The sequence below is a fragment of the Roseivivax sp. genome, assembly GCF_054552075.1.
On record NZ_JBTOLZ010000010.1, the window covers coordinates 15976 to 28844 of the forward strand.

10 protein-coding genes are annotated in these 12869 nt (G+C 69.2%); 6 read left to right on the forward strand and 4 right to left on the reverse strand.

What is annotated here, in order from left to right; all coding sequences use genetic code 11:
• Positions 1–49: 49 nt before the first annotated feature.
• From ACX938_RS09580 to dnaK, 3 genes are all read right to left on the reverse strand, one after another.
• The gene (locus tag ACX938_RS09580) at positions 50–2074 is read right to left on the reverse strand and encodes an FAD-dependent oxidoreductase (RefSeq protein WP_459430876.1); all 2025 of its coding nucleotides are present in this window, start codon (positions 2072–2074) and stop codon (positions 50–52) included.
• Between the two features lie 112 nt (positions 2075–2186).
• Complete coding sequence (gene dnaJ, locus ACX938_RS09585) at positions 2187–3338, reverse strand: molecular chaperone DnaJ (protein WP_232753668.1); 1152 nt, start codon at positions 3336–3338, stop codon at positions 2187–2189.
• 83 nt (positions 3339–3421) lie between these two features.
• The gene (gene dnaK, locus ACX938_RS09590) at positions 3422–5344 is read right to left on the reverse strand and encodes a molecular chaperone DnaK (RefSeq protein WP_459430877.1); all 1923 of its coding nucleotides are present in this window, start codon (positions 5342–5344) and stop codon (positions 3422–3424) included.
• Positions 5345–5614: 270 nt separating this feature from the next.
• On the opposite strand from dnaK, the gene ACX938_RS09595 reads away from it, so the two are divergent.
• Positions 5615–6232 (forward strand): alpha-ketoglutarate-dependent dioxygenase AlkB family protein, encoded by a 618-nt coding sequence (locus tag ACX938_RS09595; RefSeq protein ID WP_232753666.1) that lies wholly within the window; start codon positions 5615–5617, stop codon positions 6230–6232.
• A gap of 482 nt (positions 6233–6714) precedes the next feature.
• On the opposite strand, the gene ACX938_RS09600 is transcribed toward ACX938_RS09595, so the two are convergent.
• Complete coding sequence (locus tag ACX938_RS09600; protein WP_459430878.1) at positions 6715–7545, reverse strand: ABC transporter permease; 831 nt, start codon at positions 7543–7545, stop codon at positions 6715–6717.
• Positions 7546–7668: 123 nt separating this feature from the next.
• On the opposite strand from ACX938_RS09600, the gene cysQ reads away from it, so the two are divergent.
• The 5 genes from cysQ to ACX938_RS09625 all read left to right on the forward strand — a co-directional run bounded on the left by cysQ (position 7669) and on the right by ACX938_RS09625 (position 12865).
• On the forward strand, positions 7669–8466 hold the full coding sequence (cysQ, locus tag ACX938_RS09605; protein ID WP_459430879.1) for a 3'(2'),5'-bisphosphate nucleotidase CysQ: 798 nt from the start codon (positions 7669–7671) through the stop codon (positions 8464–8466).
• Between the two features lie 3 nt (positions 8467–8469).
• A complete protein-coding gene (locus ACX938_RS09610; protein ID WP_459430880.1) occupies positions 8470–9699 on the forward strand; it encodes a glycosyltransferase family 2 protein in 1230 nt (409 codons plus the stop codon).
• Between the two features lie 87 nt (positions 9700–9786).
• Positions 9787–10674 carry a UTP--glucose-1-phosphate uridylyltransferase GalU gene (galU, locus tag ACX938_RS09615; protein ID WP_459430881.1) on the forward strand — a complete coding sequence of 296 codons (888 nt, stop codon included), beginning with the start codon at positions 9787–9789 and terminating at the stop codon, positions 10672–10674.
• A 3-nt stretch (positions 10675–10677) separates the two neighbouring features.
• On the forward strand, positions 10678–11664 hold the full coding sequence (galE, locus tag ACX938_RS09620; RefSeq protein WP_459430882.1) for a UDP-glucose 4-epimerase GalE: 987 nt from the start codon (positions 10678–10680) through the stop codon (positions 11662–11664).
• Between the two features lie 55 nt (positions 11665–11719).
• On the forward strand, positions 11720–12865 hold the full coding sequence (locus ACX938_RS09625) for a glycosyltransferase family 4 protein (RefSeq protein ID WP_459430883.1): 1146 nt from the start codon (positions 11720–11722) through the stop codon (positions 12863–12865).
• The last annotated feature ends 4 nt before the right edge of the window (positions 12866–12869 follow it).

The window sequence follows — 12869 nt, forward strand, 5'->3', positions numbered from 1 at the left end:
CACGCGGGCCAGCAGTTTGCCCGGACCCAAAGCCGCGCGCCCCCGGGCCTTACAGCCTCGCCGCCAGCCGCACGCCCTGGTCGATCGCGCGCTTGGCGTCGAGCTCGGCGGCCACATCCGCCCCGCCGATGACATGGGCGCTCACCCCGCGCGCCTCGAGCGCATCGGCCAGGCTGCGCTCGCTCAGCTGGCCCGCGCAAAGGACCACCGTGTCGCAGGCGATGACCTCGGGGCGCTCGCGCGCCTCGCCGTAGGAGACATGCAGCCCCTCGCCGTCGATGCGCTCGTAGTTCACGCCGGCGCGCATCTCGACGGATTTCATCTGCAGGCCGGCGCGGTGGATCCAGCCGGTGGTCTTGCCGAGCCGCTTGCCCGGCTTCTCGGACTTGCGCTGCAGAAGCGTCACCTGCCGCCGGGCGGGATGCGGCTGCGGGCCTTCGGGCGCGAGGCCCGAGCGCGCGGCGGCGGTGTCGGTCACGCCCCATTCGCGCATCCATTCCGGCAAGTCCTCGGTGGCGCTGTCCTCGGTCACCAGGAACTCCGAGACGTCGAAGCCGATGCCGCCCGCGCCGACCACGGCGACCCGCTCGCCGACCGGCTTGCCGTGGCGCAACACGTCGACATAGCCCAGCACGTTGGCGCCGTCCTGGCCCGGGATCTCGGGGTCGCGCGGGGTGACGCCGGTGGCGATCACCACCTCGTCGAAACCGTCCAGCATCTCGGCCGTGGCCTCGGTGCCGAGCCGGGTCTCGATCCCGCGCAGCTGGACCATATGGGCGAACCAGTCGACCAGGCCGCGGAACTCCTCCTTGCCGGGGATGACCTTGGCCATGTTGAGCTGGCCGCCGATCTCCTCGGCGCGGTCGAAGAGCGTCACCGCATGGCCGCGCTCTGCGGCGGTCAGCGCCGCGGAGAGCCCGGCCGGGCCCGCGCCGACCACGGCGACGCGCTTCGCCGCGGGGGCGGCCTCGATCACGATCTCGGTCTCGAAGGCGGCGCGCGGGTTCACCAGGCAGGAGGACACCTTGCCCTGGAAGGTGTGGTCCAGACAGGCCTGGTTGCAGGCGATGCAGGGCGCGATCTCGCGGGAGCGGCCCGAGGCGGCCTTCACCACGAAATCCTGATCGGCGAGCCAGGGCCGCGCCATGGAGACCATGTCGGCGCAGCCCTCGGCCAGGACCTCCTCGGCGACCTCGGGGGTGTTGATCCGGTTCGAGGTGATCAGCGGCACCGAGACCTGGCCCATGAGCTTCTTGGTCACCCAGGCGAAGGCCGCGCGCGGCACCGAGGTGGCGATGGTCGGCACCCGGGCCTCGTGCCAGCCGATGCCGGTGTTGATGATCGTGGCGCCCGCGGCCTCGACCGCCTTGGCCAGTTGCACGACCTCTTCGTAGGTCGAGCCGTTGGGCACCAGGTCGATCATCGAGAGCCGGTAGATCAGGATGAAATCGGGCCCGACCGCTTCGCGCACCCGGCGCACCACCTCGACCGGCAGGCGCATGCGGTTCTCGTAGGCGCCGCCCCAGCGGTCCTCGCGGCGGTTGGTATGGGTGACCAGGAACTGGTTCAGGAAATAGCCCTCGGAGCCCATGATCTCGACGCCGTCGTAGCCCGCCTCGCGGGCGCGGACAGCGGAGGTCACGATGTCGGCGATCTGCTTCTCGATGCCCGCCTCGTCGAGCTCGTTCGGCGGGAAAGGCGAGATCGGCGATTTCACCGGCGAGGGCGCCACGCATTTCGGCCCGTAGGCATAGCGGCCCGCGTGCAGGATCTGCATGGCGATCTTGCCGCCGTCGCCATGCACCCGGTCGGTGATGACCCGGTGGTTGGCGATGTCCTCGGGGGTGAAAAGCCCCGCCGCGCCGGGGAAGACGCCGCCTTCCTCGTTCGGGGCCATGCCGCCGGTGACCATGAGCCCGGCTCCGCCGCGCGCGCGGGCGGCGTAGAACTCGGCCACGCGGTTCCAGTCGCCGCGCTCCTCGAGGTTGGTGTGCATCGAGCCCATCAGCACGCGGTTCTTCAGCGTGGTGAAGCCCAGGTCGAGCGGGGCGAGAAGATGGGGATAATCGGTCATGCTGGGCCTCCCTTGTCGCGGCGGAGTTCACATGACCGGGCGGAGCCTGTCAGCCCCAACGTGGCGTCACGGGCGAAGGCGCGCACCCGCGCCCCCTCGCCCGCAAGCAGTGTCAGCTTTTCATGCTGTCCCAGAAGCTCTTCACCGATTTGAAGAAGCTCTTGGATTCGGGGTTGTTGTCCTCGCTCATCTCCTCGAACTCGCGCAGAATCTCCTTCTGGCGCGAGGTGAGGTTGACCGGCGTCTCGACCGCCAGCTCGATGAACATGTCGCCCGAGCCGCCGCCGCGCAGCGCCGGCATGCCCTTGCCGCGCAGCCGCATCTGCCGACCGGACTGCGAGCCGCCGGGGATCTTCACCCGGCTGCGGCCGCCGTCGATGGTCGGCACCTCGATGTCGCCGCCCAGGGCCGCCGTGGCCATGGAGACCGGCACGCGGCACTGCAGGTTCACCCCGTCGCGGTCGAAAATCGGATGGGCGGTGACCTCGATGAAGATATAGAGGTCGCCCGGCGGGCCGCCGCGCATCCCCGCCTCGCCTTCACCGGCCAGCCGGATGCGGGTGCCGGTCTCGACGCCTTTGGGGATGGTCACCGAGAGCGCGCGCTCCTTCTCGACGCGGCCGGCGCCATGGCAGGTGCCGCAGGGGTTCTTGACCGTCTGGCCGAGACCCGAACAGGTCGGGCAGCTGCGCTCCACCGTGAAGAAGCCCTGGGTCGCGCGCACCTTGCCCATGCCCGAGCAGGTCGGACAGGTGGTGGGCTCGGCGCCGCCCTCGGCGCCGGTGCCGCTGCAGGAGCCGCATTGCACCGAGGTCGGCACCTGGATCGACTTGTGCAGCCCCTGGAAGGCTTCCTCGAGCGTGATGCGCAGGTTGTAGCGCAGGTCCGCCCCGCGCGCCGCGCGGGCCCGGCCGCCGCGCGCGCCGCCCATGAAGTCGCCGAAGAGGTCGTCGAAGACATCCGAGAAGGCGCTGGCGAAATCGCCCTGGCCGCCGCCGAAGCCGCCGCCGGGCCGGCCGCCGCCGCCGCCCATGCCGCCTTCGAAGGCCGCGTGGCCGAAGCGGTCGTAGGCGGCCTTCTTCTCGGCGTCCTTGAGGACGTCATAGGCCTCGTTGGCTTCCTTGAACTGCGACTCCGCCTCGGGATTGTCGGCGTTGCGGTCGGGGTGCAGCTCCTTCGCCTTGCGGCGGTAGGCTTTCTTGATCTCGTCCCCCGACGCATCCCGGGCCAGGCCGAGCACGTCGTAGTAATCGCGTTTGGACATACACGCCTCCTTCACGCGGTGTAAAACGCCAAGGGCCGGCCCGGCATCCGGACCGGCCCCCGATCATGCGTTTCGCACCGGGCTCAGCCCTGCTTCCGATCTTCGCCGAGATCCTCGAAATCGGCGTCGACGATGTCTTCGTCGCTCGAGTTGCCGTTCTCGGAGCTGTCGGCCTCCGGGGTGCTGTCCTCGGAGCTTTCGGACTGCGCCTTGTAGATCGCCTCGCCCAGTTTCATCGAGGCCTCGGTCACGTTCTGGATGCCCGATTTGATCTTCTCGGCATCGTCGTTCTCGAGCTCGTCCTTGAGCGCGGCCACCGCCAGTTCGATCGCTTCCACGGTCGAGGGGTCGACCTTGTCGCCGTGTTCCTCGATCGACTTCTCGGTCGCGTGGATCAGGCTTTCCGCCTGGTTCCGCGCATCCACGAGGTCGCGGCGCTTCTTGTCCGCCTCGGCGTTCTCCTCGGCGTCCTTGACCATGTTGTTGATCTCGTCGTCCGAGAGGCCGCCCGAGGCCTGGATGGTGATCTTCTGCTCCTTGTTCGTGCCCTTGTCCTTCGCCGCGACGGAGACGATGCCGTTCGCGTCGATGTCGAAGGTCACCTCGATCTGGGGCATGCCGCGCGGTGCCGGCGGGATGTCCTCGAGGTTGAACTGGCCGAGCATCTTGTTGTCGGCGGCCATCTCGCGCTCGCCCTGGAAGACCCGGATGGTCACCGCACCCTGGTTGTCCTCGGCGGTCGAGAAGATCTGGCTCTTCTTCGTCGGGATCGTGGTGTTGCGGTCGATCAGGCGGGTGAAGACGCCACCCAGCGTCTCGATGCCGAGCGACAGCGGGGTCACGTCGAGCAGCACCACGTCCTTCACGTCGCCCTGAAGCACGCCCGCTTGGATCGCGGCGCCCATGGCGACGACCTCGTCGGGGTTCACGCCCTTGTGGGGCTCCTTGCCGAAGAACTTGGTCACTTCCTCGAGCACCTTGGGCATCCGGGTCTGACCGCCGACGAGCACGACCTCGTCGATGTCATCGGTCGAGAGGCCCGCATCCTTCAGCGCCGCCTGGCAGGGCTTGATCGAGGCCTTGATCAGGTCGGAGACGAGGCTCTCGAGCTTCGCGCGGGTCAGCTTCATCACCATGTGCAGCGGTTGGCCGTTGGAGCCCATGGAGATGAACGGCTGGTTGATCTCGGTCTGGCTGGCCGAGCTGAGCTCGATCTTCGCCTTCTCGGCCGCTTCCTTCAGGCGCTGCAGCGCCATCTTGTCCTGGGTGAGATCGACCTGGTTCTCTTTTTTGAACTCGTCGGCGAGGTAGTTGACGATCCGCATGTCGAAGTCTTCACCACCGAGGAAGGTATCGCCGTTGGTGGACTTCACCTCGAAGAGGCCGTCGTCGATCTCGAGGATGGTCACGTCGAAGGTGCCGCCGCCGAGGTCGTAGACCGCGATGGTCTTGCTGTCCTTCTTGTCGAGGCCATAGGCCAGCGCCGCCGCGGTCGGCTCGTTGATGATGCGCAGCACCTCGAGGCCGGCGATCTTGCCGGCGTCCTTGGTGGCCTGGCGCTGCTGGTCGTTGAAATAGGCCGGGACGGTGATGACCGCCTGGTCGACCTCTTCGCCGAGGTAGCTCTCGGCGGTTTCCTTCATCTTCTGCAGGATGAAGGCCGAGATCTGCGAGGGCGAATACTTGTCGCCGCGGGCCTCGACCCAGGCGTCGCCGTTGCCGCCGTCGATGATCTCGTACGGCATGTTCTTCTTGTCCTTGGCGAGGTCCGAATCGTCGAACCGGCGCCCGACGAGGCGCTTCACGCCGAAGATCGTGTTCTCGGGGTTCGTCACCGCCTGGCGCTTGGCCGGCTGGCCGACGAGCCGCTCGTCTTCGGTGAAGGCGACGATGGACGGGGTCGTCCGCGCGCCCTCGGCATTCTCGATCACCCTCGACTGGCTGCCATCCATGATGGCGACGCAGGAGTTGGTGGTCCCGAGGTCGATGCCGATCACTTTACCCATGATTTCGATCCCTTCTTCAATTCAAGGCGATAACCCGAGGCGAAGGCCCGTTGTGGCACCCCGCGCCCCGATAGCGGTCGCTGACCCGGGGCGTCACCGCCCCCGATCACGCGGTCGTGCGGTATATAAGAAGGGGGTTTTGGGCCTGCAAGCGGGCGGGGGCGCAAAGTTTCCCGCCCGGGGTCTGGGCGGGCTGTGTCCGGGGAAAGGGCGGGCCATGGCCGCCAGGGGCGGTTTTCAATCGCCGCCCGAGGCGCGAGACTGCCCGCCATGAGCGATCCCCGACCCGCGCCCCTGATGCTGCGCGGCATGTCCGTCTACCCCGGTTTCCTCGACCGCGCCGCCCAGGAGCTGCTGGTCGAGCGGCTCCGCGACTGCCTGCGCGCCGCGCCGCTGGTGCGGCCGGTGACCCCGCGCGGGCGGCAGATGTCGGTCGCCATGTCGGCGGCCGGGCGCTTCGGCTGGGTCACCGACCGGCAGGGCTACCGCTACGAGCCGCGCCATCCGGACGGCCAGCCCTGGCCGCCGATCCCCGAAGAGGTGCTTGCGGTCTGGGAGGCCGTCTCGGGCAGCGCGCGGGCGCCGGAGTGCTGCCTGATCAACTGGTATGGCGAGGGCGCGAAGATGGGCCTGCACCAGGACCGCGACGAGGCCGATTTCTCCCAGCCGGTGGTCTCGATCTCGCTCGGCGACGCGGCGCTCTTCCGGATCGGCAACGAGACCCGGGGCGGGAAGACCGAGTCGCTGTGGCTGAACTCCGGGGATGTGACCGTGATGGGCGGCGAGGCGCGGCTGCGCTACCACGGGGTGGACCGGGTGAAGCCGGGCTCCTCGACGCTCCTGCCGAAGGGCGGGCGGATCAACCTGACGCTGCGGGTGGTGACGTGAGGGGGGCTTTGGCGGGGTCTGAGGTAATGGCGGGCTGATTTCCCTAGGGCCGCACCGACCCAGCTTCACGACGTCGCGCCGATCTGACCCCGCCAAACCGCTAAACCAGCCGCCACTCCGACGAGCCGCTCAAACTTCCCTCTCTGCAAAGCGACGGCAACCTGCCCCGCACCCCGCAAAGCCGCATCGACAGCCCCCACTCCGTACCCACTGCCCTCTCACCCAGCCCACCAGAGGGCGCGCCCCGGACCGGGGGCCGGCGCTGCCGACCTCTGAGCGAGGCGCTTAATGGCAACAAGGTCAGGGCTAGAGGCGAGTTAGGCGCGCCACCCACAAGAGCGCCGGCCCAAGGGGCCGGTCCGGCGCGCGCCCGGCACCTTCGGTGCTATTCGGGCGCAAGTGGCGCAAATTCCATTCTTCGGGAGAAGATCCACGGCCTGGGCTCTGTTCGACTCGGGCCCAACACCGCCAGCGCAGCCCCCTCACCGCCGCGCACTCCAGGACACCGAGATCCGCCGCCGGGTGTAGAACTCCAGCATCAGCCCGATCATCAGGAGCGTCACGATCACCCAGAGCGGATAGGAGATCGAGGAGTTGCGCGGCCAGTAGTTCAGGAAGGCAAAGCCCCGGGCCTGGTCGATGGCGTGGAACAGCGGGTTCCAGGAGAACATCGCCAGCATCTTGGGCGTCAGCATGTTGGCGGCGAACATCTTGCCCGAGGCGATCATGTTGGCGCGCGAATAGACCGTGGTCAGGATCCCGATCGGCGTCGGCGCCCAGGGCGCCAGCGCCATGAAGATCATGCCGATCACCGCCCCCGAGGCCCAGGCGATCAGCAGCATCCCGTAGGCGCCGAGCGGATCGTGGATCGAGGCCAGCGCGCCCGGTTCGACCAGCGCGTCGTAGACGAAGAGGATCGCCATCAGCGACAGCGTCTGGATGTAGAGCGTCGAGAGCATCGCCGAGAGGATGGTCACCGCGGTGTTCATCGGCGCGTGCTGCATCATCGGACCCAGCGCGTTGCCCGCCGCCTTCACCGCGCTCATGGTCTTGATATGCGTCATGTAGAGGAAGACGCCGGACATGATGAAGATCAGGTAGTCGCCGCGGATCGGCGAGGCCTTCATGCCCAGGAGCCGGAACATGAAATAGAAGGCCAGCGTGAAGATCACCGCCTGCAGCATGTTGGTGACCACGGCGAGGATGGCGTTGTTGTGGCCCTGCCGCACGCTACGCACCGCGTTGTGGAACACCAGCTCGGCGATCTGGACCGCGCCGGCGGTGCGGCTGCGCGCTTGGATCTTGTCGAACATGGGGCCTGCCTTGCCTCCTCAAACCGGGCTGAGACGCTTGCCCGGCCCGGCGCGGGCGAGCATAAGGTCCGGGCGATTTCAAATCAATGAACGCGGGAATTGTGCCGCGGGAAAGGCGAGAGTTTGAATTATTCCGAACTGACCCAGGTGATGCGGCGCCTCGCGCTCGAGGCCGGCGAAAAGATCATGCAGATCTACGAGTCCGACGACTTCGACGTGAAGACCAAGGCCGACGCCAGCCCCGTGACCGAGGCCGACGAGGCCGCCGACGCGCTGATCTCGGCGGGTCTGACCGAGGCCTTCCCCGATGTCGCCCTGGTCACCGAGGAGCAATCGGCCAGCCACGACCAGGAGGTCTCGACCTTCCTGATCGTCGACCCGCTCGACGGCACCAAGGAATTCGTCAATCGCCGCGGCGATTTCACCGTGAACATCGCTTATGTCGAGAACGGCCTGCCGGTGCGCGGCGTGGTCTATGCGCCGGCCCGCAAGCGCATGTTCTACACCGACAGCGTCGGCAACAGCCTCGAGGAAGAGGGCCCCTTCGACCACGAGACCCCGGGCACCACCCGGCCGCTCAAGGTCTCGGAGCCCGACAACGAGGCGCTCATGGTGGTGGCCTCGAAGTCCCACCGCGACGCGGCGACCGACGACTACATCGGCCTCTACAGCGTGAAGGATTCGCGCTCGGCCGGCTCCTCGCTGAAGTTCTGCCTGGTGGCGACCGGCGAGGCGGACCTCTATCCGCGTCTCGGGCGCACCATGGAATGGGACACCGCCGCCGGCCAGGCGGTGCTCGCGGGCGCCGGCGGCCGGGTGGTGCGCTTCGACGACCATACGCCGCTGACCTACGGCAAGCCGGGCTTCGCCAACCCCTTCTTCATCGCCTATGCGCCCGGGGTCGACCTGAAGGAGGGCTGAGCCATGGCCGCCCTGCCCGTCAGCGTGATCGTGGTGAGCCGGGGCCGCCCCGAGGCCCTGGCGCGCTGCCTCACCGGGCTCGCGCAGCTCGACTACGCCCCCCTCGAGGTGGTGGTCGTGGCCTGCCCGGCGGGCCTCCGCGCGGTCGAGGCCCATGCCAAGGCCGCCGAGGTCAAAGGTCTGGAATACGACCAGCCCAACATCTCAGCGGCGCGCAACCGCGGCATCGCCGCCGCGGCGGGCGAGATCCTGGCCTTCATCGACGATGACGCGGTGCCCGAACCCTCCTGGCTGACGCATCTGGTGGCGCCCTTCGGCGACCTCGAGGTGGCGGCGGCGGGCGGCTTCGTGATCGGGCGCAACGGCATCTCGCTGCAATGGGGCGCGGCCACGGTGGACGGCGCGGGCCGCCGCCATCCGCTGCGGCTCGCCGACGAGGCGCCCGTGGTCCTGGCACCGCGCGAGGGCCGGGCGATCAAGACCGAGGGGACCAACATGGCGCTCCGCCGCGATCTGCTCGCGGTCATGGGCGGCTTCGACCATGCCTTCCGCTTCTACCTCGACGAGACCGACCTGAACCTGCGGCTCGCCGCCGAGGACCGGGCCACCGCGCTGGTGCCGCGGGCGCTGGTGCATCACGGCATGGCGGAAAGCCCGCGCCGCCGCGCCGACCGCACGCCGCGCGACCTGACCGAGATCGGCGCCTCGACCATGGTCTTCCTGCGCAAGCACCTTCCCGAGGCCAAACATGCCGCGGCACTTGAACGCTTGCGGGCCGAACAGCGCCAGCGGCTCCTCCGGGCGATGCAGGCCGGCACGCTTGATCCCGGCGATGTCTGGGCGCTGATGCGCGGGCTCGAACGCGGCATCCGCGAAGGTGCGACCCGCGAAATCCCGCATCTGCGCCCCTTGCCGCGCGCCAGCGCCGGCTTCCTGCCCTTCACCGCCCGCCCCGGCGCGCCGCACCGGCTTTTTGCCGGGCGCCCCTGGCAGCGCCGCGCCCGCGAGGCCGAGGCCCGCCGGGCGCTTGCCGAGGGCGCGACCGCGACGGTGCTCACCCTCAGCCCGACCGCGCTTTATCACCAGATGAGCTTCGGCGCGGACGGGATCTGGCGGCAGAGCGGCGGGCTTTTCGGCCGCGCCCGGCGCGACGAGCCGCGCTTTCGCTGGACGCGCTTTGCCCCCCGCGTGGGCACACTGCGCGCGGCGCTCGCAACCCGCCGCAACCTGTGAGAGGTTTTCCGCGCGCGGGCGCCGTTCCTAGCTGCAATGCGCCTGCAGCCTGTCTAAAGTATCGGTGAATTTGTTCAGGAGACTTTCATGACGAACCGCGTTACCAAGGCGATCTTTCCCGTCGCCGGGCTCGGCACCCGCTTCCTGCCGGCCACCAAATCCGTTCCCAAGGAAATCATGACGCTCGTCGACCGCCCGCTGGTGCAATACGCCATCGACGAGGCGCGCGCGGCGGGGATCAAGGAGTTCATCTTCATCACCTCGCGCGGCAAGGGCGCGCTCGAGGATTACTTCGACGCCGCCCCGCAGCTCGAGCAGGAGCTCGAGGCCAAGGGCAAGGACGAACTCCTGAAGATCCTGCAGGCCACCAACATGGAGTCGGGCGAGATCGCCTATACCCGCCAGCACAAGGCGCTTGGCCTCGGCCACGCGGTCTGGTGCGCGCGCAAGCTGATCGGCGACGAACCCTTCGCGGTCATGCTGCCCGACGACGTGATCGCGGCCAAGACCCCCTGCCTGCAGCAGATGGTCGAGGCCTATGCCGAGACCGGCGGCAACATGGTCGCCGCCATGGAGGTGCCCGAGGAGAAGACCGGCGCCTACGGCATCCTCGACGCCGACCGGGGCGACAGCCCGCTGGTCTCGGTGCGCGGCATGATCGAGAAGCCCAAGCCCGCCGAGGCGCCCTCGAACCTGGCGGTGATCGGGCGCTACATCCTGACGCCCAAGGTGCTCGACAATCTCAACGAGCTGGGCTCCGGCGCGGGCGGGGAAATCCAGCTCACCGATGCCATTGCGCAAGAGATCGACGGCGAGGGCGTGCACGGGCTCTGCTTCGAGGGCCAGCGCTACGACTGCGGCTCGAAGGCGGGCTTCCTGCAGGCCACGGTGGCCTTCGGTCTCAGCCGCCCCGACCTCAAGGACGATCTGCGCGGCTTCCTCGACGGGATGGTCGCCGACGGCAAGATCGGCTGATCCATGGGTGAGACGGTTCTTGTCACCGGCGGCGCGGGCTACATCGGCAGCCACGCCTGCAAGGCGCTCGCGCGGGCCGGCCACACCCCGGTAACCTTCGACAATTTCGCCACCGGCTGGCGCGACGCGGTGCAGTTCGGGCCGCTGGCCGAGGGCGACCTTCTCGACCGGGCCAGACTCGACCGCGCCTTCGAGACCCATCGCCCGAGCGCGGTCCTGCATTTCGCCGCCCTCAGCCTTGTCGGCGAGGCGATGCAGGAGCCGGGGCGCTACTGGCGCACCAACACGCTGGGCGCGCTGAACCTTCTCGAGGCCATGGTCGACCACGGTTGCCGCAGCATCGTCTTCTCCTCGACCTGCGCCACTTACGGCGAGCATGACAACGTCGTGCTGGACGAGGACACCCCGCAGGAGCCGCTCAACGCCTACGGCAAGTCGAAGCGCGCGATCGAGGACATGCTGGGCGATTTCGAGGCCGCGCATGGGCTGCGCTCGGTGATCTTCCGCTACTTCAACGTCGCCGGCGCCGACACCGAGGGCGAGATCGGAGAGCACCACCGCCCCGAGACGCATCTCGTGCCGGTCATGCTCGAGGCGATCGAGGGCAAACGCCCGGCGCTGACCATCCATGGCACCGATTACGACACGCCCGACGGCACCTGCATCCGCGACTACGTGCATGTCTCGGACCTGGTGGACGCGCATCTCCTGGGGCTCGACTGGCTTCTCGAGGGGCGCGCCAGCCGGGTCTTCAACCTCGGCACCGGCTCGGGCTTCTCGGTCCGCGAAGTGGTCGAGGCCTCCCGCGCGGTGACCAACCGCGAAGTGCCGATGACCGAAGGCCCGCGCCGCGCGGGCGATGCGACCAAGCTTGTCTCGGGCTCGCGGCGCGCGGGCGAGGAACTGGGCTGGACCCCGCGGCGCTCCACCCTGACCCGGATGATCGAAGATGCCTGGCGCTGGCAGCAACACGGCCGCTACACGCGCTGAGCCCCCGGCCCGGTGCCTCGACCTCACGCGGCTGACCAGCCGCGCGGGGCGGCAGATGACCGGCGTGGACCGGGTCGAACGGGCCTATCTCGATCACCTCCTGGCCGCGCCGGTGCCGCTCTTCGGGTTGGTGCGGACGGCGCTGGGGTATCTGCTTCTGGACGCGGCCGGCTGCCGGGCCTTCGCGGCGCGGCTCGACACCCCGCCCGAGGTCCGGCCCGGCCTTCTGGCCCGGCTCGCCCGGCGCGGCGACCCGGCCCGCGCGGCGGCGGAGGAGGCGCATCGCGCCTTGGCCCTCGACCGCGCGCGGAAAGGCGCGCTCGGCCCCATGCTGGCGCGGCATCTGCCCGTGGGCAGCGCCTATCTCAACGTCGGGCACAGCAACCTCACGGCTGCGACCGTCGCGGGGCTGCGCGCGGTGCGGGACCTGCGCATTGCCGTGATGATCCACGACACGATCCCGCTCGACCTGCCGGAGATGCAGCGCGACGGCACGGTGCCGCGCTTCCAGGCGCTCCTCGACCGGGCCTGCGCCGAGGCGGACCTGCTGATCGCCAATTCCCACGCCACCGCCGAAGACATCGCCCGCCATACCGGGCGGCGCGAGAACGTGGTGACGGCCCCTCTGGGCGTCACCCTGCCGCGCCCGGGGCAGGCGCCCGAGGGGCCCTGGACCACACGGCCCTATTTCGTGGCGCTCGGCACCATCGAGCCGCGCAAGAACCACGGCTTCCTGCTCGACCTCTGGGCGCGGCTGACCGAGGAGCATGGCCCCGAGGCGCCGCACCTCCTGATCCTGGGCGCGCGCGGCTGGCGCAACGCCGAGGTCTTCGCCCGGCTCGACGCCCGCCCGGCGCATGTGCACGAGCTGGGCGCCCTGCCCGACGGTGCGGTCGCGGCCCTGCTGGTTGAGAGCCGCGGGCTTCTCTTCCCCTCCCTCGCCGAGGGGTACGGGCTCCCCCCCGCCGAGGCCGCGGCCCTCGGGGTGCCGGTTCTCTGCAACAGCCTGCCGGTGCTGCGCGAGGTCCTGGGCGACAAGGCCGTTTACGCAGATGTGGCAGAGGGTTATCTTTGGCACGACAAGATAATGCGGCTGGCCCAAGGGGCCGCGACGCGGAACGGCGACCGGGATGACCGGCCGGGGGCCTGGCGCCCGCCCGGCTGGGACGACCATTTCAGGATCGTCTTAACCCACGTCTGATAGC